General features: G+C 65.1%; 13 protein-coding genes. 7 read left to right on the forward strand and 6 right to left on the reverse strand.

Annotated features, from left to right (window positions below; genetic code table 11):
• Window positions 1–68: 68 nt before the first annotated feature.
• Window positions 69–2,060, reverse strand: coding sequence for a transketolase (gene tkt / locus NFG58_RS01445; RefSeq protein ID WP_222516156.1), 1,992 nt, complete (start codon window positions 2,058–2,060; stop codon window positions 69–71).
• 371 nt (window positions 2,061–2,431) lie between these two features.
• On the opposite strand from tkt, the gene metK reads away from it, so the two are divergent.
• The 6 genes from metK to NFG58_RS01475 all read left to right on the forward strand — a co-directional run bounded on the left by metK (window position 2,432) and on the right by NFG58_RS01475 (window position 10,727).
• Window positions 2,432–3,652, forward strand: a complete 1,221-nt coding sequence (metK, locus tag NFG58_RS01450; protein WP_045992242.1) for a methionine adenosyltransferase — start codon at window positions 2,432–2,434, stop codon at window positions 3,650–3,652.
• A 902-nt stretch (window positions 3,653–4,554) separates the two neighbouring features.
• Window positions 4,555–5,022, forward strand: coding sequence for a hypothetical protein (locus tag NFG58_RS01455; protein ID WP_348827451.1), 468 nt, complete (start codon window positions 4,555–4,557; stop codon window positions 5,020–5,022).
• A 262-nt stretch (window positions 5,023–5,284) separates the two neighbouring features.
• The gene (gene ligB / locus NFG58_RS01460) at window positions 5,285–7,339 is read left to right on the forward strand and encodes an NAD-dependent DNA ligase LigB (protein WP_348827452.1); all 2,055 of its coding nucleotides are present in this window, start codon (window positions 5,285–5,287) and stop codon (window positions 7,337–7,339) included.
• 39 nt (window positions 7,340–7,378) lie between these two features.
• Window positions 7,379–8,806, forward strand: coding sequence for an adenosylhomocysteinase (ahcY, locus tag NFG58_RS01465; RefSeq protein ID WP_108449994.1), 1,428 nt, complete (start codon window positions 7,379–7,381; stop codon window positions 8,804–8,806).
• A gap of 193 nt (window positions 8,807–8,999) precedes the next feature.
• Window positions 9,000–9,803: a UDP-2,3-diacylglucosamine diphosphatase gene (locus tag NFG58_RS01470; RefSeq protein ID WP_108449993.1), complete on the forward strand. Its 804-nt coding sequence runs from the start codon at window positions 9,000–9,002 to the stop codon at window positions 9,801–9,803.
• A 270-nt stretch (window positions 9,804–10,073) separates the two neighbouring features.
• Window positions 10,074–10,727, forward strand: coding sequence for a glutathione S-transferase family protein (locus tag NFG58_RS01475; protein ID WP_348827453.1), 654 nt, complete (start codon window positions 10,074–10,076; stop codon window positions 10,725–10,727).
• A gap of 35 nt (window positions 10,728–10,762) precedes the next feature.
• Here the strand turns inward: NFG58_RS01475 and NFG58_RS01480 are convergent, their stop codons facing one another.
• Window positions 10,763–11,692: an AEC family transporter gene (locus NFG58_RS01480; RefSeq protein WP_348827454.1), complete on the reverse strand. Its 930-nt coding sequence runs from the start codon at window positions 11,690–11,692 to the stop codon at window positions 10,763–10,765.
• A 248-nt stretch (window positions 11,693–11,940) separates the two neighbouring features.
• On the opposite strand from NFG58_RS01480, the gene metF reads away from it, so the two are divergent.
• Window positions 11,941–12,789, forward strand: coding sequence for a methylenetetrahydrofolate reductase [NAD(P)H] (gene metF, locus NFG58_RS01485; RefSeq protein ID WP_108131758.1), 849 nt, complete (start codon window positions 11,941–11,943; stop codon window positions 12,787–12,789).
• Window positions 12,790–13,082: 293 nt separating this feature from the next.
• On the opposite strand, the gene NFG58_RS01490 is transcribed toward metF, so the two are convergent.
• The 4 genes from NFG58_RS01490 to prlC all read right to left on the reverse strand — a co-directional run bounded on the left by NFG58_RS01490 (window position 13,083) and on the right by prlC (window position 18,970).
• Window positions 13,083–15,269, reverse strand: a complete 2,187-nt coding sequence (locus tag NFG58_RS01490; RefSeq protein WP_124805095.1) for a TRAP transporter permease — start codon at window positions 15,267–15,269, stop codon at window positions 13,083–13,085.
• Between the two features lie 73 nt (window positions 15,270–15,342).
• Window positions 15,343–16,335, reverse strand: coding sequence for a TAXI family TRAP transporter solute-binding subunit (locus tag NFG58_RS01495; protein ID WP_045992233.1), 993 nt, complete (start codon window positions 16,333–16,335; stop codon window positions 15,343–15,345).
• A 277-nt stretch (window positions 16,336–16,612) separates the two neighbouring features.
• Window positions 16,613–16,861 (reverse strand): YheV family putative zinc ribbon protein, encoded by a 249-nt coding sequence (locus tag NFG58_RS01500; protein WP_108449991.1) that lies wholly within the window; start codon window positions 16,859–16,861, stop codon window positions 16,613–16,615.
• Between the two features lie 60 nt (window positions 16,862–16,921).
• Window positions 16,922–18,970: an oligopeptidase A gene (prlC, locus tag NFG58_RS01505; RefSeq protein WP_348827455.1), complete on the reverse strand. Its 2,049-nt coding sequence runs from the start codon at window positions 18,968–18,970 to the stop codon at window positions 16,922–16,924.
• Between the last annotated feature and the right edge of the window lie 103 nt (window positions 18,971–19,073).

A 19,073-nucleotide genomic window follows, 5' to 3' on the forward strand; every position in this document is an offset into this window, starting at 1 on the left:
GCCCCTGCTCGTTTCTGCTGGTCACGCTTTTGGTCGCAACAGGCCGGGCGTGCCGGCCTGCGCTGGACTTAACCCAGCAGCGTCTTGGCGCGTTCCACCAGGTTGTCCACGGTGAAGCCGAAGTGCTTGAACAGGTCGCCCGCCGGAGCCGACTCGCCGAAGCTGGACATGCCGATGGTGTCACCGTCGAGGCCCACGTACTTGCTCCAGTAGTCGCGATGGCCGGCCTCGATGGCCAGGCGAGCGCGAACACTGCGCGGCAGTACGGACTCACGGTAGTCGGCGTCCTGGCTGTCGAAGACGTCGGTGGCCGGCATCGATACCACGCGCACCTGTTTGCCTTCTGCTTCCAGGGCTTCGGCGGCCTGCATGGCCAGGGTCACCTCGGAGCCGGTGGCGATTAGGATCAGCTCAGGGGTACCTTCGCTGTCCTTGAGTACGTAGCCACCGCGCTGGATGTTGGCCAGCTGGCTCTTGCTGCGCTGCTGGTGGGGCAGGCCCTGACGGGACAGCACCAGCGCGGTGGGGCCGGCGCTGCGCTTGACCGCGTGGGCCCAGGCAGCAGCAGTCTCGACCGCGTCGCAGGGGCGCCAGGTGCACAGGTTCGGGGTGGTGCGCAGGCTGGTCAGCTGCTCGATCGGCTGGTGGGTCGGACCGTCCTCGCCCAGACCGATGGAGTCATGGGTGTAGACGAAGATCGCACGCTGGTTCATCAGCGCCGCCATGCGCACGGCGTTGCGCATGTACTCCATGAAGATCAGGAAGGTGGCGCCGTAGGGCACGAAGCCGCCGTGCAGGGCGATGCCGTTCATGATGGCGCCCATGCCGAACTCGCGGACCCCGTAGTGCAGGTAGTTGCCGCCTGCTGCTTCGGCGCTGATGGCCTCGGCACCCTTCCAGAAGGTCAGGTTGGAAGGCGCCAGGTCGGCGCTGCCACCCAGCAGCTCCGGCAGTTGCGGGCCGAGCTCGTTGAGGCAGTTCAGCGAGGCCTTGCGTGAGGCCACGGACTCGCCCTTCTCCTGGGCGGCCTCGACCAGCGCTTCGCTGTTGAGCTCGCTCGGCAATTCACCCTTCTGGCGACGCAGGAATTCGCGGGCCAGCTCCGGGTGCTCCTGCTGGTAGCGCTCGAAGCGAGCCTGCCAGTCGGCCTGGTGCTTCTGGCCACGCTCGCAGGCGTCCCAGCCCTGGTAGATATCCTCGGGGATATGGAAGGGCGCGTGGGGCCAGTCGAGTTGCTTGCGCGCCGCTGCGACTTCCTCTTCGCCGAGTGCCGCGCCGTGGCATTCTTCCTTGCCCTGCTTGTTGGGGGCGCCGAAGCCGATGACGGTCTTGCAGATGATCAGGGTCGGGCGATCCTGCTGGGTGCGGGCCATCTCGATGGCGGCCTTGATCTCCTCGGGCTTGTGCCCGTCCACCGCCGGTACCACGTGCCAGCCGTAGGCTTCGAAGCGCTTGGCGGTATCGTCGGTGAACCAGCCTTCGACCTCGCCGTCGATGGAGATGCCGTTGTCATCGTAGAAGGCGATCAGCTTGCCGAGCTGGTGGGTGCCGGCAAGCGAGGCGACCTCATGGGAGATGCCTTCCATCAGGCAGCCGTCGCCGAGGAAGCAGTAGGTGTAGTGGTCGACGATCTCGTGGCCCGGGCGGTTGAACTGACCCGCCAGGGTGCGCTCTGCCATGGCCATGCCGACGGCGTTGGCCAGGCCCTGGCCGAGGGGGCCGGTGGTGGTCTCGACGCCGGGAGCGTAGCCGTACTCGGGGTGACCAGCGGTCTTTGCGTGGAGCTGGCGGAAGTTCTGCAGTTCTTCCAGACCCAGGTCGTAGCCTGACAGGTGCAGCAGGGAGTACAGCAGCATGGAGCCGTGGCCGTTGGACAGCACGAAACGGTCGCGATCGGCCCACTTGGGATCGTCAGGGTTGTGAACGAGGTAGTCGTTCCACAGCACCTCGGCGATATCGGCCATACCCATCGGGGCTCCGGGGTGGCCGGAGTTGGCCTTCTGGACGGCATCCATGGAAAGGGCGCGAATGGCGTTGGCCAGTTCGAAACGGGACGGCATTGAGGGCTCCTCGCCTGGGGCAAAGTGGCAATCTGACGTTGGCCTGCCCGGTGGGGGCGGCGCAGCGGCGTCAAGGATAGGCGCCGCCTGTCGTGCCTGTGGACAACGAGGGCGGGAGGGGCGGCGCGGATCGATCGGGGACATATTGTCGCCGGAAATGACAGATCCATCAAATGCCGGGGACTTGATCCATGCCTGGCAGGGTCTGCCATGGCCCGGCCTGTCGCTAGGAACCGGACGGTCGAGCGTGTAGAATTTCGTCCCGCCAGGTCCACGCGGAATCTGCATAGTGCGATCGTCGATCACGGTCGCTCCCGTTTCCATCTTGCCAGGCCCGCCTGCCGATTATCCTACAGAGGGTCGAGGACGCCATGAGCGAATACTCCCTGTTTACCTCCGAGTCCGTGTCCGAAGGACACCCGGACAAGATTGCCGATCAGATTTCCGATGCCGTGCTCGATGCCCTGATCGCGCGGGACAAGAATGCCCGTGTGGCCTGCGAGACCCTGGTCAAGACCGGTGTCGCCATCGTGGCCGGCGAGATCACCACCTCCGCCTGGGTGGATCTCGAGGAGCTGGTGCGCAAGGTGATCATGGATATCGGCTATACCTCCTCCGACGTCGGTTTCGACGGCGAGACCTGCGGGGTGCTCAACCTGATCGGCAAGCAAAGCGTCGAAATCGCCCAGGGCGTCGATCGCGAAAAGCCCGAGGATCAGGGCGCCGGTGATCAGGGCCTGATGTTCGGCTATGCCACCAACGAAACCGACTCTTACATGCCGGCGCCGATCCACTACAGCCATCGGCTGGTGGAGCGCCAGGCCGAGCTGCGTAAGCGTGGCCTGCTGCCCTGGCTGCGTCCCGATGCCAAGAGCCAGCTGACCTTCCGTTACGACGATGCCGGCAAGCCCTGCGCGGTCGATGCCGTGGTGCTGTCCACCCAGCATGATCCGGACATCGACCAGGAGCAGCTGCGCCAGATGGTCCAGCGCGAGATCATCGAGCAGGTACTGCCGGCGGAGTGGCTGTCCGACAGCACGCGTTATCACATCAACCCGACCGGCAAGTTCGTCATCGGCGGCCCGGTGGGTGACTGTGGCCTGACCGGGCGCAAGATCATCGTCGACACCTACGGCGGCATGGCGCGACATGGTGGTGGCGCCTTCTCCGGCAAGGACCCGTCCAAGGTCGACCGCAGCGCCGCCTACGCCGGCCGCTACGTGGCCAAGAACGTGGTAGCGGCGGGACTGGCCGAGCGTTGCGAGATCCAGGTGTCCTACGCCATCGGTGTCGCCGAGCCGACCTCGGTGTCGATCAACACCTTCGGCACCGGTCGTATCGATGACGAACGTATCGTCGAGCTGGTGCGCGATCACTTCGACCTGCGCCCCAATGCCATTACTCGCATGCTGGATCTGCTGCATCCCATGTATCAGCTGACCGCAGCCTACGGTCACTTTGGCCGTGAGCCCTTCGAGACCAGCTATAGCTGGACCGATACCGAAGGCGAGATCCACACCGAGACTTTTACCGCCTTCCCGTGGGAGAAGGTCGACCGGGCCGACGCTCTGCGCGCCGCCGCCGGTATCTGAGCCCTCATCCGACAGTATCGGCACGGTGTCCGCGCCTGCCGACATGACAAGGCCCGCCTGGTTCGCCAGGCGGGCCTTGTCGCATTGTGGCGGCGGGGGGGCCGCGAATGTGCGAAGAGACGTTGGCAGAGCGGTCGCAAGTCTTCTGGTGACCTGGTGGTAATTGTGCGTCTTTGCCTACCTCTTTGTCGCCGGGTTATGCGTCAAACGGCGACATCATCTCATTCCTTTTCATATCCGCGCATGCGGGCGGAGAAGCCTTTGGCTCACGGCTAATATTAGATGGAGACAGGATGCAGATGCCGCTTAGTCGGCAGCGCGGTATCGCATCAGCGCGTCATCATCTGTCAGGCAGCCAGTGATGGTCGTTGGTTCTCGGTAGTCAAAGGTTCGATGTGTCGTTGTCCATCGCCAGATCGTTGTCGAGAAACCACTGTCGAGAAACCGCTGTTCGAGAAACCATCGGCGGCCAAGTGGCCTGCACGGGAAAGTGACGCCCACGTCGCCGGAAAAACGGTTAGAAAGCGGTTGGAAGGCGGCCAGAACGTGAGAATGATTAGCGATAAAAAACGCCGGCGAGCCGCCTGAAAGATGTCAGGAAAGAGGCGCTTTCGGCGACAGGCATATATGGCCTGTGTGAGTTGGACGTCGGTATATATCCATGTCCTTGGCATTAGGGGCGCTGGACAGAAGGCGGTTCGTGGAAGCACATGTCTTGGCCACGATTGAAGTGTGGCCGGCACGATGGTGTGGTCGGCACGATGGAAAGAGGCCATAGCGCCCGTGACAGGAATACTGGCTGGTGCCCCGGGCGGCACGAAGAAGAGCCGATGTGCGGGTGAGACAGGATCAGGGACATGAGCGCTGCGCCAAGACGGTAGCAACGACAGGGGGATCAGAAGATGGGCGAAGCAAGGCACCACTATCACTTCTATCAGCGCCATCATCAGGGGCACTTTCAGCGTCTTCACGCGGACCCGACCTGCTCGCGAACCAGGCTGGCGTCACAGCAGGAACTCTGGCGCAAGGAGTCGCCGTCGCGCAAGGGGGCTGGCGATGACGGGACCACTGAGGCTGGAGGGCGATACTCCCATGACGTGGTATCGCCGGAAGGTGACGATGATTATCTCCAGTATCGTGAGCTATTCATGACCAAGCTGGCGCTGGAGGCTACCGCCGCACTGGCAACGTTTCTGGTGACTGCCGCCGCCATCATGATGATTCTGCTTCAGCACCAGGGACTCTTGACCGCCGTCATCGTCATTGCACTGAGCGTGCCCGCCTTTGTGCTGTCGACGCAGCGCCTTTCGAGCCTGGGGCATGATGCAACGATGTTCGAGAGCGAACCCTTGGGAGATATTCGATTATGAGCATCGGTCAACAGGTGCTGCTCGGCGTCGCCATCACCTCGCCGTTGCTGGTGCTGACATGGTGGTCGGTACGACGTACCGATCGCCATCTGAGAAAGCGTCGCCAGTAGCACCTCAGCATACGGGCTCTCCGTACAGCCGCGCCGTTCAGGTATGCCGTCTGATCACGCCGTTCGAACGTGCCGATCGGTCGAGGCGTTCGGCCGTCATGTCAGGTCGTGGTCTGCGATGGTGACCTTCGGTCGTGACCAAGGAGGGCCAGATGGCCGGGCGTCTCGTCTCTTGTCAGAGTTTCGTATCTCGTCAGAAAAGCACCACCCTCTCGTCTCTCCATTCCTCAGCCAGCTGGCGATGCCTGCTGTTCGTGGTGTCGCTGGTCCTGCCGTCGTGGGCCAACGCCAGCTGTCCTGACTGGACGGCGAGCACGGCGTCCAGTCGCATCACCGAGTTGACCAGCCACCTGCGGCAGTGGGAGCAGGCCTACCGAAAGGACGGCAGCTCGCCGGTCAGCGATGATGTGTTCGACCAGACCGAACGTCGGTGGCGCGAACTCCAGCGCTGTTTTCCCGAGCTCGAGGTGGCGGACTTCAAGGATAGGGCTTCCGCGCCGACAGCGGATAGTGCCATCCCCTGGCAGCGCCATCCTGTGGCGCATACTGGGCTGCGCAAGGCGCAGGACGCTGCCGAGGTGCAGCGTTGGCTGGTGACTGAAGGTCCAGGCTCGCCGCCTGCGGCACCGGCCGACCGCGCTACCGATGTCTGGATTCAGCCCAAGGTAGATGGCGTGGCGGTCAGCCTTGTCTATCACGAAGGCCGCCTGGCGGGCGTGTACAGTCGTGGGGACGGGCGGACCGGCCAGGACTGGACACGCCATGCCGCGGTCATCCCGTCGATTCCCCAGCGCCTGGCAGGTGATTGGCAGTCGCTTGCCGACGGCGATGGTCTGGTGTTTCAGGGTGAGCTGTATGAGCGCCTTGAAGATCATGTCCAGCAGCGGGATGGCGGGGCAGGGGCACGCTCCCATGTGGCCGGCTGGCTTGCCCGCGATGAGTTGTCCCCTGCGCTGGGCCAGCGTATCGGTCTGTTCGTCTGGTCCTGGCCGATGGGGCCGCGGGCGCTCGAGGAGCGACTGTCAGGGCTCGAGCGCCTGGGCCTGGGTCAAATATCGCGATACACCCACCCTGTTGAATCCCAGGAGGACGCCGCCGCCTGGCGCGAGCGCTGGTATCGCTCGCCGCTGCCCTTCGCCACCGATGGCGTGGTACTACGGCGTGGGCGCAGGCCCGACGGTGTGACCTGGCAGGCCGAGCCGCCGCACTGGGCACTGGCCTGGAAGTATCCACCGCGAGAGGCCCTGGCGGAGGTAGCCGACATAGCGTTCCGCATTGGTCGTAGCGGTCGCATCACCCCGGTGGCCCGGCTTGTGCCGGTGGAGGTGGATGGACGCAGGCTGAGCCAGGTCAGCCTGGGGAGCCTGTCACGCTGGCGTGAGTGGGATCTGCGGCCCGGCGATCAGGTGATCATCGAGTTGGCCGGGCTGATCATCCCTCAGCTTAAGGGGGTGGCCTGGCGCGCAGCCGAGAGGCTTGACCTCGAGGTTCCCGCGGAATCGGACTTTCACCTGCTGAGTTGCTGGCACCCGACCCCGGGCTGCCGGCAGCAGTTTCTGGCTCGCCTGGCCTGGCTCAGTGATTCATCGGCGCTGGATCTCGACGGCGTCGGGGAAGGCACCTGGAAGGCGCTGGTGGACGCTGGCCTGGTGGCGGGGTTGCTGGACTGGCGGGAACTGTCGCCAGAGCGACTGGCCCAGGCAAGCGGCATCGGCAAGGTCACCGCAGAGCGTCTTGGTGTTGCCTTCTCCGAGACCAGCCATCGCGGCTTCCCGCGGTGGCTAAGCGCCCTGGGAGCGCCCTCGGCCGGGGGTATCTCCGAGCACGACTCCTGGCGCACGCTGTCTGCGTTGGACGCAGCCGGCTGGCGCCACCGCCCCGGCGTCGGTGATGTCGGCGCCAGGCGCTGGCGCGCGTTTCTATCGCATCCCGAGGTCGACGCCCTGGCGCGGCAACTGGCCGACGCCGGTATTGCTGGCTTCGTCGGGGCCTTCGACGATGACGCGACACGTTCGATTGCCACGCCGGGCTCAGCTAGCCCTTCGCATGGCCATTCGCATAGCCCTTCGCATAGCCCTTCGAACCGCTCTCCAGCTAGTCTCTCACACCGCGCACCAGCTTCCCCCTCAGCGACTCGACTGAAAAGTGATGCTGGCGCCCGGCTAGAGATCGGCGCAGCGCCCTGGTTGGCGAGTCCGCCATGGTGACTCCTATAGTGAAGGCTGGATAACCAGCAGGAGGCGAGCATGACTCCGACCGAGGCTTCGCAAAGGGCGCAGTGGGCTCAGCGTCAGGGTGACTACCGGGTCGCCGATATCGGCCTGGCCGACTGGGGGCGCCGCGAGATTCGCATCGCCGAAAGCGAGATGCCGGCCTTGATGTCCCTCAGGGCCCGGTACCGTGAGGTCCAGCCGCTGAAGGGCGCACGTATCGCTGGCTGTATCCATATGACGATTCAGACCGCGGTGCTGATCGAGACCCTGGTCGACCTTGGTGCGAGCGTACGCTGGTCGTCCTGCAATATCTTTTCCACCCAGGACCACGCCGCCGCGGCCATCGCCGCAGCAGGCATCCCGGTATTTGCCTGGAAGGGCGAGAGCGAGGACGAGTTCTGGTGGTGTATCGAGCAGACGGTGGATGGCGCCGACGGCTGGACCCCCAATCTGGTGCTGGATGATGGCGGAGACCTGACGCTGCTGTTGCACGAGCGACATCCGGACAAGCTTGACGCCATCCACGGCATCAGTGAAGAGACCACCACCGGTGTCCATCGACTGCTCGAGATGCTCAGGGCAGGCACCTTGAAAGTGCCGGCCATCAACGTCAACGACGCCGTCACCAAGTCGAAGAATGACAACAAGTATGGCTGCCGTCACAGTTTGAATGACGCCATCAAGCGTGGGCTCGATCACCTGCTGGCGGGCAAGCAGGCATTGGTGATGGGCTATGGGGACGTGGGCAAGGGGTCGGCGGCCTCGCTGCGCCAGGAAGGCATGATCGTGCGGGTCGCCGAGATCGACCCGATCTGTGCCATGCAGGCCTGCATGGATGGCTTCGAGGTGGTTTCTCCCTATCGCGGCGGTGTCAATCGTGGCGTCGACAGTCTCGATCTCGAACTGCTCGGCAAGACCGACCTGGTGGTGACCTGCACCGGCAATATCGGCGCCTGTGACGCCGCCATGCTGGGCGCTCTCAAGAATGGCGCGGTGGTCTGCAATATCGGCCACTTCGACAGCGAGATCGATACCGCCTACATGCGCAAGCAATGGCTCTGGGAGGAGGTCAAGCCCCAGGTGCACAAGATCTACCGTGACGCCGGGCCGGGGCAGACGTACGATCCCGACAGCCGCAATGTGATCTACCTGCTGGCCGAGGGGCGTCTGGTCAACCTGGGCAACGCCACCGGCCACCCCTCGCGGGTGATGGATGGCTCCTTCGCCAATCAGGTGCTGGCGCAGATGCACCTGTACGCCCGGCGTTTTGCCGAGCTGGGCGCCGACGAACGCGACGGCATGATTGATGTCACGGTGCTGCCACGCCATCTCGACGAAGAGGTGGCGCGCTACATGGTGGAGGGCTTTGGCGGCGTGATCACTCAGCTGACCGAGGCCCAGTCGGAGTACGTCGGAGTGCCGGTGGAGGGGCCATACAAGCCCGATCACTATCGTTACTGAGGCTTGCCGGATAGGGGGCTGTGCGCCCCGCCAGCCTTGATCGGGGCAGGGAATCAGGGCTGGGTAGTCAGCCTGGGGCGAGCCTGGGGAATAGCGGGGCAGGGGGCGGCACCGGTCATCGTTTCGTCATGGCCGCGCCATGGCAGTGTCACCGGGACAGGACAGGCTGGGTGGGCGTCACAGGAGACTGCCCATGGCCACATCACTGACCGCTCGTACCCTGTTCATTTCCGATCTTCACCTCGGCACCCGGGATTGCCAGGCCGCCTTGCTGTCGCGGCTGCTGCGCCGCGTGCGCCCGGAGCGCCTGTATCTGGTAGGGGATGTGATCGACCTTATCGCCATGCACCGTCGGGCGTCACTGCCGGCGGAGCAGCAGCGTCTGGTGGGGCGACTGTTGCGCCTGGCCAAGGGCGGATGCGAGATCATCTACATCCCCGGCAACCACGACGCGGCCTTGCGTCAGCTGTGTGGCATCCGTATGCACCGGGTGCGCATCGAGCGCCGGGCGATCCACGAGACCGCCGATGGTCGCCGTCTGCTGGTCAGTCACGGCGACGAGTTCGATACCCATGTGCGCCTGGCCCCCTGGCTGATGGCGCTGGGTGATGGCATGCATCAGTTTGTGCTGTCGCTCAATCGCTGGTGCAACAAGGCGCGCAGCCTGCTGGGCCTGCCTTACTGGTCGCTGGCGGCGGCGGTCAAGGGGCGCATCGGCGCGGCCCAGCGCTATGTCGAACAGTTCGAGCAGGCGGCCATCCACCAGGCGGCCCGGGAAGGACTCGATGGCTACGTCGGCGGGCATATCCACAAGGCCGGATTTCGTGCCCAAGATGGCGTGCTCTACTGCAACGACGGTGACTGGGTGGAGCATTGCACGGCGCTGATCGAGCGCCCCGACGGCAGCCTGGCGCTGATCGACTGGGAAGGGCAGGTGATCGAGGCCGAGCCTTCGATGCCCCGCGCCTGCCCCGAGGGCGTCCTGGCGGGGGCCTGAGGAGCGCTTTTGAGCCTTCCTTCACCACTTCGATTTGTCTAACGGGCGGGGCGCTGGCCTTCGCCAGCGTTCTGCTGGCCACCCGCAATTTCTTCTTCAGCCGCGGGTCATTGACCGTGCCTGCCATGTGGCGTCGTCTGCGGCGTAAAAATAAGTTGTTGAACTCATGCTGCCAGCGGCCATGCTGCAAGACGAGCGCGACGCGCGCACACGTCGGCGTATGTATCGGTAAGCGCCGGCGGTTTTTCGTCTGGTAACCAGGAGGTTGGCATGGCAAGCGTACATATCGTGGGTCCCGCGTTCTCGAACTTCGTGCGCAGCGTGATGCTGGTGTGTCACGAGAAGGGCATCGAGCACAGTGTCGGGATGGAGGTCGAAGGACGTCGTGTCGAGCTGCATTCACCGGAGTTCAAGGCGCTCAATCCCTTCGACAAGATTCCCGTGCTGATTCACGGCGAACGACGCCTGTACGAGAGCGTTGCCATCTGCCGCTACCTGGAGGGCGCCTTCGATGGGCCAGACCTGCTAACCAGGGATGACTGGACGCGGGCCCAGGTGGACCAGTGGTGTGCTGCGCTGGCCACCCAGGTCGACCAGGCCATCGTGCGGCGCTACCTGCTGGAACTGGTCTTTCCCAAGGGGCCCAATGGCGAGGTGAGGGAAGACCGGGTTCGCGAGGCGGCCCCGGAGGTGGCACGGATACTGGCCATCCTGGAGCACCAGTTGGCGGGGAGAGACTTTCTCGTCGGTGATGGCTTCACCCTGGCCGATGCCCTGGCGGCGCCGATGCTCGACTATCTGGAGGCCACGCCGCCCGCCGCCTCGCTGATGGAGGCGGCGCCAAATGTTCGAGCCTACGTGGAGCGTCTGAGATCGCGGCCTTCCGGCAAGGCGGTATTGGTAGCGCCCGTGTTTCCCCGCTAGTTACTCTCGGCGTTAGCGACTTTCGCCTTTCAGCTTTACTGCACCAGTCCAAGCATCCCGCTCAGGTACAGCGGGATCACCAGCGGCGCGGCCAGTGTAGTGATCAACACCGCCAGGGCGCCCTTTTCGGGCGCGATGCCGAGCTCCATGGCCACCACCACTACGTTGGCGGCCATGGGCACCACCCCGATCAACAGCAGCGCCAGCGCCATGTCCTGTGACAGCCCGGTGGTGGCCTTGAGCAACAGGACGGCGCCCAGCATCAGCAGTGGCCACAGCGCATAACGCACCGCCACGCAGGCGCCGATAAAGCGCCCATCCAGCGAGCGCACAGAAACTCGGCCCAGGGTCATGCCGATGATCATCATGCCGAGCAGGGTGTAGGTTGCCGGAAACACCGACATGGCATCGGTCACCGCCGCTGGCACCGTCATGCCGACCCCTTCCACCAAAAGCGCCGCCAGGAAGGCGTAGATCAGCGGCAGCCTGGCGATCTTGAGCAGGCTGTCGCGCACCGTAAAGCGGCCGCGGGCGCTCAGATAGAAGCCGACGGTGAACTCGTAAAGGGTGACGCCGAGTGCGCAGAACAGGTACAGGGTGACGCCGGAGGGGGGCAGCAACACCAGCGCCACCGGCAGACCAAAGTAGCCGGTGTTGCCGGTGCCGGCAGAAAACGCCAGCACCGAGCCTTCCTCATCCCCCAGCCAGCGCTTGCCCAGCCGATTGATGAGCACGGCCACCAGGCTTGCGATCACGAACAGGGCGGCGGTCAGGGCGAGGTAGACCGGCGTCGGACCGCCCAGTACCAGCGCGCGGAAGAAGGTCAGCGGAGCGATCAGGTAGATCAGCATGGTGGCGATGGGACGAGGGTCGACCTTGAGCCGCCTGGCGGACAGGACGCCGAGGGCGACAAAGGCGAGCAGGGTCCACAGGGGGCCCATCAGCGAGGTCGGGTCGACGGCCATGTTCATCATCCTTGGGTGCCAGGCCCCGTATCATGCCGTCTGGGCGCGCCGGTGTCAGCCCGGGCCGGCTGCCGAGGTCATTTTTTAGAACACATGGTTATGAGTCTCACTTTTCTTATATGAAGAGAATTGAAGTTTACCCGCGAAACTTTCATTGGTCGGGGTGAGGCCGAGTCGTCACAATGGCACCCATCACCTTTACGGCCGCCGATTTGCGGTAGCCTGACACGCTTCACGAGGACCCCGAGATGAGCGCACAAGAGCACCCGCTGGGCATCAGCTTCGAATTCTTCCCCCCGAATACCGACGCCGGGCGGGAGAAGCTGATGCGCAACCGGGACCTCTTGGCCGAGCGCAACCCGCGGTTCTTTTCCGTCACCTACGGTGCCGGCGGTTCCACCCAGAATCGCACCATTACCACCGTCAATGCGGTGCGCGAGTGCGGCATCACCACCGCGCCGCACCTGTCCTGCGTCGGCAGCGAGAAGGCCCAGCTGCGCGAGCTGCTGACCGACTACAAGGCCCAGGGCATCAATAGCCTGGTGGCCCTGCGCGGTGACCTGCCTTCCGGCATGGGCGGCATCGGCGAGCTGCGCTACGCCAACGAGCTGGTGGAGTTCATCCGCGAGGAGACCGGTGATCACTTCGAGATCGCGGTGGCGGCCTACCCGGAGTCTCACCCCCAGGCGGCGAGCTTCGAGTCGGATCTGCAGAACTTTGCCCGCAAGATGAATGCCGGTGCCAATCTGGCGATCACCCAGTACTTCTTCACCGCCGACGCCTACTTCCACTTCGTCGAGCGGGCCCGACAGCTTGGCGTGGAAGCACCGATCATCCCCGGCATCATGCCAATCACCAACTACTCCAAGCTGGCGCGCTTCTCCGACGCCTGCGGTGCCGAGATCCCGCGCTGGATTCGCAAGCAGCTCGAGGCGTACGGTGATGACAGCGCCGCTATCGCCGACTTCGGCGAAGAGGTGATCTCGCGTCTGGCCCAGCGCCTGCTCGACGGCGGCGCCCCGGGGCTGCACTTCTACACCCTCAACCAGGCCGAGCCGACGCTGAAGATCGTCGACAACATCACCGGCCGCTCATGACACCAACAACAACGCTGGACGGGTCGCGCTAGCCAGTCGCGACCACAACAACAAGAACGTCGGGCCCCCCCCCTGCGGGGCCGGCGCCGTTCTTGGGGGGGGGAGAGGAACGAAGAAGCCTGGCCGTTCCCCCCTCTCCCCCCCCCCACCCCTGGCCGTTGGGCGCAGGCTAACGGCGGGCGGCCGTCGTCATGAGGGGAGTCCCAGGCACGAAAAAGCCCCGCCATGGGGCGGGGCCAGAGGGCGGGGCCAGAGGGCGGGGCTCAAGGTGCGGGGTTAAAGGGGGGCGGGGTTCAGCCTGCGGTGGCGCTGCGGGTGCCGCCGCCGCTGGCGCGCTGCATCACGAACAGGCCGATGGCGATGGCCAGCCCTGCCAGGTCGGTGACGATGCCACCGTAGATCAGGCACAGGGCGCCGATCAGCATCACCAGCCGCTGCCAGGCCTTCACCGGTCCGAAGAACCAGGCCTGGACGGTGGCCGCCAGCAGCACGATGCCGATGGTGGCGGTGGTGCCGACCCGCAGGATCTGGGGCCAGTCGCCTTCCATCAGCATGGCCGGGCTGTAGAAGAACATGAACGGCACGATGAAGGCTGCCAGACCGATCTTGAACGAGGCCACCGAGGTGCCCATGGCGTTGTCGCCGGAGATACCCGCCGCCGCGTAGGAGGCCAGCGCCACCGGCGGGGTGATCGCCGAGACCACCGCGAAGTAGAACACGAAGAAGTGCGCCACCAGCGGCTGGATGCCGATGTCGATCAGGCCTGGGGCGACCACCGAGGCGGCCACCGCGTAGGCGGCGGTGGTGGGCATGCCCATGCCCAAGAGGATCGAGATGCACATGGCGAAGAACAGCGCCAGCAGCTGGCTGACACCGGCCAGGCCCAGCAGCAGCGACGAGAAGCGCGCGCCGACGCCAGTCAGGGCGATGACGCCGACGATCAGGCCGGCGCAGGCACATACCGCGATGATCTGGATCGACATGGTGCCGGCCAGGCTGAGGGCCCGCAGGATGGAACGAATGCCCATCTTGTGGGGTGACAGCCAGCTCACCACCGCGGCGGAGGCGGTCGCCAGCGTGCCGGCGCGGATCACCGAGTAGCCCATGAACAGCGCTGTAATCAGGATGATGATCGGGGCGAACAGGTAGACCTGCTTGATCAGCTTGGAGAACTGCGGAATCTCTTCCTTGCGCATGCCGCGCATGCCCTTGCGGGCCGCCTCGAAGTCGACCATGAAGTAGACCGAGGCGAAGTACAGGATCGCCGGGATCAGCGCGGCCACCGCGATCTCGGTATAAGGAATACCGGTGATCTCGGCCATGATGAAGGCGCCGGCACCCATGATCGGCGGCATGATCTGGCCACCGGTGGAGGCGGCCGCCTCGATGGCGCCTGCGCTTCTGGCCGGATAGCCGACCTTCTTCATCAGCGGGATGGTGAGCGAGCCGGTGGACACCACGTTACCGGCGCTGGTGCCGTTGATCATGCCCATCAGGCCGGAGGCGAAGATCGAGACCTTGGCGGGGCCGCCACGGGCGCGACCGGCGCCGGCGAAGGCGAAGTTGACGAAGTAGTCACCGACCTTGGAGGCCTGCAGGAAGGCCGCGAAGATGATGAACAGGATGATATAGGTGGAGGACACCGCCGTGGTCGGGCCGAGGATGCCGGCGTCGGTGTAGACCTGGCTGAAGAAGCGCCCCAGCGACAGTCCCGGATAGCCGAGGAAGCCCGGCAGCCAGGGGCCCATGAAGACGTAGGCCAGGAAGATGGCGGAGATCACCACCAGCGCCAGACCGGCGACGCGGCGGGTCAGCTCGAGGATCAGCAGCGAGCCGGAGATGGCGGCCCAGCTGATGCCCATGGGCGCGAAGGAGGTGCCGGTGGAGGCGCGCAGCGGACTGTTGAAGACCACCAGCAGGTAGCCGGCCACGGCGGCGGCGCAGACCATCAACACGACGTCGGCCAACAGCAACTGGTGGCGGGCCTGACGGGGAAACCAGGAAAGCGCAATGGCACCGACGGTGGCCAGGATCAGCGGCGCGCCGTAGTGCCAGTTTTCGATGGCCGGCTCGATGCGCATGGCGCCGCCGGCCATGGTCTGCTGCATCAGCACCACCTGGATCAGGGCGTAGCCTGCGGGCAGCAGCAACGCCAGGGCGATCACGCTGGCCCAGCGCGGCGCACCGTCCTGGCCGTCCTCGACGAAGCGCGAGCCGGTGTAGAGGCCGAAGCCGAGGATCAGCGCGCCGGCGATATGGATGATGCGAAACGACCAGGTCTCGATGGGGTAGATATTGAGCGAGACCAGGTGAAAGACGGTGTAGGCCACGGCGAGTACGCCGAACAGCCACCACTTGCCGCCCTGGAAGACACGGCGATTGGGTTCGACGGCTTCGTCGTCGACGCCTGAGGCGACGATGGGTTCGACCGAAGCGTCGGTCGCATCCTCGTCGCGGGGAGAATCTGGGGTGTGGGTCATGGAGCGATACCTTGAGAAACGGACGACCGGCCGGGTGCCCGCCCGCGGACTGGCCACGGGCGGGTGATCCTGATTACTGCTTGATCATGGACGGATCGATCTCGTAGCCGTTTTCCTCGTACCAGCGCGCGGCGCCGGGGTGGAACGGCAGCACGGTGTTGTACTGAATGTTCTCGGGAATGGTGGTCGCGGCACTGCGGTGCACGTCGAGCATCTTGTCGTTGTTTTCCATGGTCAGCTTGGTGACCTCGTAGACGAAGTCCTCGGGCAGATCGCAGCCGGCGATGGCGAAGTTCCACATGGACACCGCACGGGCGTCTTCCTCGAGGGTGGTGTAGGTGCTGGCCGGGATCTGGAAGGCCGAGACCGGGAACTTGTCGAGGACCTGCTGCTGCTCTTCCTCGGTGAATTCAACGATGTTGACGTCGGTCTGCACCTCGAGCTGGCTGACCGCGGGGATCGGAATGCCGGCGGCGAAGGCGATCACGTCGAGCAGGCCGTCCTGCAGCTGCCCGCCCAGGTCGGACCAGCCACCGTTGCGGCGATCGAAGTTGACGCCCAGCTCTTCGAGGATGGCCGGGAAGTAGGTGTCGGAGGTGGAGGCTGCCGGGCCGAAGCCGATACGAGCGCCGTCGGGAATCTCGGAGATCGAGGTGATGCCGCTGTCGGACAGGGCGGTGATGGAGAACGGCGTCTCGTACATCGGGAACATGGCGCAGACGTTGTCCATCTTCACGCCGGGGGCCAGCGGGCTCTTGCCGTTCACCGCGTCGGAGGCGGGACCCATGGTGGTCAGGCCGAAGGCCACGTCACCGCCGTGCACCAGCGCCAGGTTCTGGGTCGGGCCACCGGTGACTTCGCCGCCGCCGGACAGACCGAGCTGGTCGGCGACCAGGTTGGCCCAGCCGGAGCCGTAGACGAAGTAGGTGCCGCCCTGGCTCGCGGTGCCCACGGTGAAGCTTTCAGGCCAGTCTTCACGGTCTGCCTGGGCGGCAGCGGACACCAGCAGGGTGCCGGCGAAGGTGGTGGCGAGGACGCCGGTGAGGAGCCGGGTAGAGGTGCTCATGCAATGTCTCCCAATGCGATGGACGTTGTGGTTATCGTGCTGCGGTCTCAAGCCTAGACGCCAAGACCGAGCCTGACCGGACGTCGGTCAACGCAAGAGGTATCGCAAGGGATGTGCCCGACCCAAGGATTTATCTGTAAATCAGTTGGTTATTAAAGAGGCTTTAGACATTGGTCGAAAATGTCGACAAGGCCTTTGTCCGAAGTTTCGCACGTTTGCCGAATTAGAGTGTGCGGATATCCGCACACCCTTGAGCGTAAAAGCGTCGCGTGCTGAATCAGTGGCGTTTGCCGGGGTCGAGAATGCGAACCGGCTGGATCTCTTCAGTGGCGGGGGCTTCGGACTCCCGGTTGACCCGTGTGGCGAGCTCTTCGACCACGTCGTCCTCGATCGGCAGCTGTTCGAAGAAGTCGCAGCTGACGCACTCACGGTAGCGCACGCCATTCTGCTCCCAGGCGCGGATACGGTCCATGGCGGCGCAGCGGGGGCAGACGACGCCGGCGATAAAGCGTTTCTTGACGGTCATGTCGGTCTCCACAAATGGCAACGCCCCCGCTGTCGGCGGGGGCGTCGACGAGACGGATGGTCAGGCGGCGCGGATGCCGCTGTGGCGCAGCAGCGGTTCGATGCTCGGCTCGCGGCCGCGGAAGGCCTTGAACAGTTCGGCGGCATCCCTGGCACCGCCCTGCTCGAGGATCTCGCGGCGGAAGCGAGCGCCGGTCTCGGCGTCGAAGGTGCCGGCCTCCTCGAAGGCGCTCCAGGCGTCGGCGGACAGCACCTCGGCCCACTTGTAGCTGTAGTAGCCCGCCGCATAGCCACCGGCGAAGATGTGGCCGAAGCTGTTCTGGAAGCGGTTGAATTCGACCCGCGGTACCACCGAGACCTTGGCGCGGACATCGTCCAGCAGCGCCTGGATGTCGGCGGCAGACGGCGCTGCTGGCTCCAGATGCAGGCGGAAGTCGAACAGCGACAGCTCGACCTGGCGCAGCATGCCCATGGCGGACTGGAAGTTCTTGGCCGCGGTGAGCTTGTCGAACAGCTCGTCGGGCAGCGGCTCGCCGGTGTCGACGTGGCCGGAGATCAGATCCAGCCCTTCACGCTCCCAGCAGAAGTTCTCCATGAACTGGCTCGGCAGCTCCACCGCGTCCCAGGCCACCCCGTTGATGCCCGAGACGTCGGCCACCTCCTGGCGGGTGAGCATATGGTGCAGGCCGTGGCCGAACTCGTGGAACAGGGTGGTGACCTCGTCGTGGGTCAACAGCGCCGGCTTGTCGCCCACCGGGCGGGTGAAGTTGCAGGTCAGGTAGGCCACCGGCAGCTGCAGCTCGACGCCATGACGACGACGCACCCGGCACTCGTCCATCCAGGCGCCGCCGCGCTTGCCTTCCCGGGCGTACAGGTCGAGATAGAAGCCGGCGATGGGCTGCCCGTTCTCGAGCACCCGGTAGAAGCTGACGTCCTCGTGGTAGCTGGGGGCGTCGGGATCCTGCTCGACCTGCACGCCGTAGAGGCGCTCGACCACGCTGAACAGCCCGGCGACCGCCTTGGGCGCGGGGAAGTAGGGGCGTAGCTGCTCCTGGGAGATGGCGTAGCGGGCCTCGCGCAGTTTCTCGCTGGCGTAGCCCACATCCCAGGGGGCGAGTTCCTCGAGCCCCAGCTCGTCACGGGCAAAGGCCTCGAGCTCGCTGAATTCCTGTTGGCCCTGGGGCAGGGCCCGTCTGGCCAGGTCGTCGAGGAAGCCGATGACCTCGCTGGGGCTGTCGGCCATCTTGGTCGCCAGCGAGTAGTCGGCGTAGCTGGAGAAGCCCAGCAGCTCGGCCATCTCGCGGCGCAGCGCCAGGGTCTCTTCCATGATCGGGGCGTTGTCGTACTCGCCTGCGTTGGGGCCTTTCTCGGAGGCCCGGGTGACGAAGGCGGTGTAGACCTCACGGCGCAGCTCGCGGTCTTCGGCGTAGCTCAGCACCGGGAAGAAGCTGGGGAAGTCCAGGGTGATGCGATAGCCCTTGTTGCCCTTGGCCTCGGCGTTGGCCGCCAGGGTGTCCAGGGCGCTCTGGGGCAGGCCGGCCAGACGGTGGTCGTCGTCGAGTTCCAGCGCCCAGGCCTGGGTCGCGTCCAGCAGCTGGTTGGAGAAGGTGCTCGACAGACTCGACAGGCGCGTGCGGATTTCCGCCGAGCGCTGTTTCTTGTCTGCCGGCAGGTCGACGCCGGCCAGGCGGAAGTCGCGCAGGGCGTTGTCCACCGAACGCTGGCGAGCCTCGTCGAGCTCGGCAAAGGCCGGGCTGTCCTTGAGCGCCTGCCAGGCGCGGAACAGGCCTTCGTGCTGGCCGATCCAGGTGCTGTAGGCGGAGAGCTTCTCGAGACAGCCGTCGTGGGCCTCGCGCAGCTCCGGTGTGCTCATGGTCGAGTTGAGGTGCGATACCGGCGACCAGGCCTGGGCCAGGCGATCGCTCATCTCTTCCAGCGGCGCCGCCAGGCTGTCCCAGCAGGGGGTGTCGCGCTCGGCTTCGGCCACCAGCTTCTCGACGCCTTCGCGCAGCTCCTCGAGCAGTGCTTCCACCGCAGGGGCGACGTGCTCCGGGCGAATTTCGCCGAAGGGCGGCAGGGTGTGGCGTTCTAGCAGCGGATTGCGGGACATGGGCACCTCTCGGGAATTCGACAATGGTTCAGTAAATGCGGGCGACTGCCGGCGGTTTCAATGTGCTAGTCTTGCGGCCTTCGTTTTTCTCGATCTGGACACC

Origin of the sequence: Halomonas sp. RT37 (genome assembly GCF_040070525.1) — a bacterium.
Classification (GTDB): domain Bacteria; phylum Pseudomonadota; class Gammaproteobacteria; order Pseudomonadales; family Halomonadaceae; genus Halomonas; species Halomonas litopenaei.

Coding starts and splice junctions, on each gene's coding strand:
- ligB (WP_348827452.1), top strand. CDS start 5,285: ATGGCCGGGCGTCTCGTCTCTTGTCAGAGTTTCGTATCTCGTCAGAAA.
- prlC (WP_348827455.1), bottom strand. CDS start 18,970: ATGTCCCGCAATCCGCTGCTAGAACGCCACACCCTGCCGCCCTTCGGC.
- NFG58_RS01470 (WP_108449993.1), top strand. CDS start 9,000: ATGGCCACATCACTGACCGCTCGTACCCTGTTCATTTCCGATCTTCAC.
- NFG58_RS01495 (WP_045992233.1), bottom strand. CDS start 16,335: ATGAGCACCTCTACCCGGCTCCTCACCGGCGTCCTCGCCACCACCTTC.
- NFG58_RS01500 (WP_108449991.1), bottom strand. CDS start 16,861: ATGACCGTCAAGAAACGCTTTATCGCCGGCGTCGTCTGCCCCCGCTGC.
- NFG58_RS01480 (WP_348827454.1), bottom strand. CDS start 11,692: ATGGCCGTCGACCCGACCTCGCTGATGGGCCCCCTGTGGACCCTGCTC.
- tkt (WP_222516156.1), bottom strand. CDS start 2,060: ATGCCGTCCCGTTTCGAACTGGCCAACGCCATTCGCGCCCTTTCCATG.
- NFG58_RS01490 (WP_124805095.1), bottom strand. CDS start 15,269: ATGACCCACACCCCAGATTCTCCCCGCGACGAGGATGCGACCGACGCT.
- metK (WP_045992242.1), top strand. CDS start 2,432: ATGAGCGAATACTCCCTGTTTACCTCCGAGTCCGTGTCCGAAGGACAC.
- NFG58_RS01475 (WP_348827453.1), top strand. CDS start 10,074: ATGGCAAGCGTACATATCGTGGGTCCCGCGTTCTCGAACTTCGTGCGC.
- ahcY (WP_108449994.1), top strand. CDS start 7,379: ATGACTCCGACCGAGGCTTCGCAAAGGGCGCAGTGGGCTCAGCGTCAG.
- NFG58_RS01455 (WP_348827451.1), top strand. CDS start 4,555: ATGGGCGAAGCAAGGCACCACTATCACTTCTATCAGCGCCATCATCAG.
- metF (WP_108131758.1), top strand. CDS start 11,941: ATGAGCGCACAAGAGCACCCGCTGGGCATCAGCTTCGAATTCTTCCCC.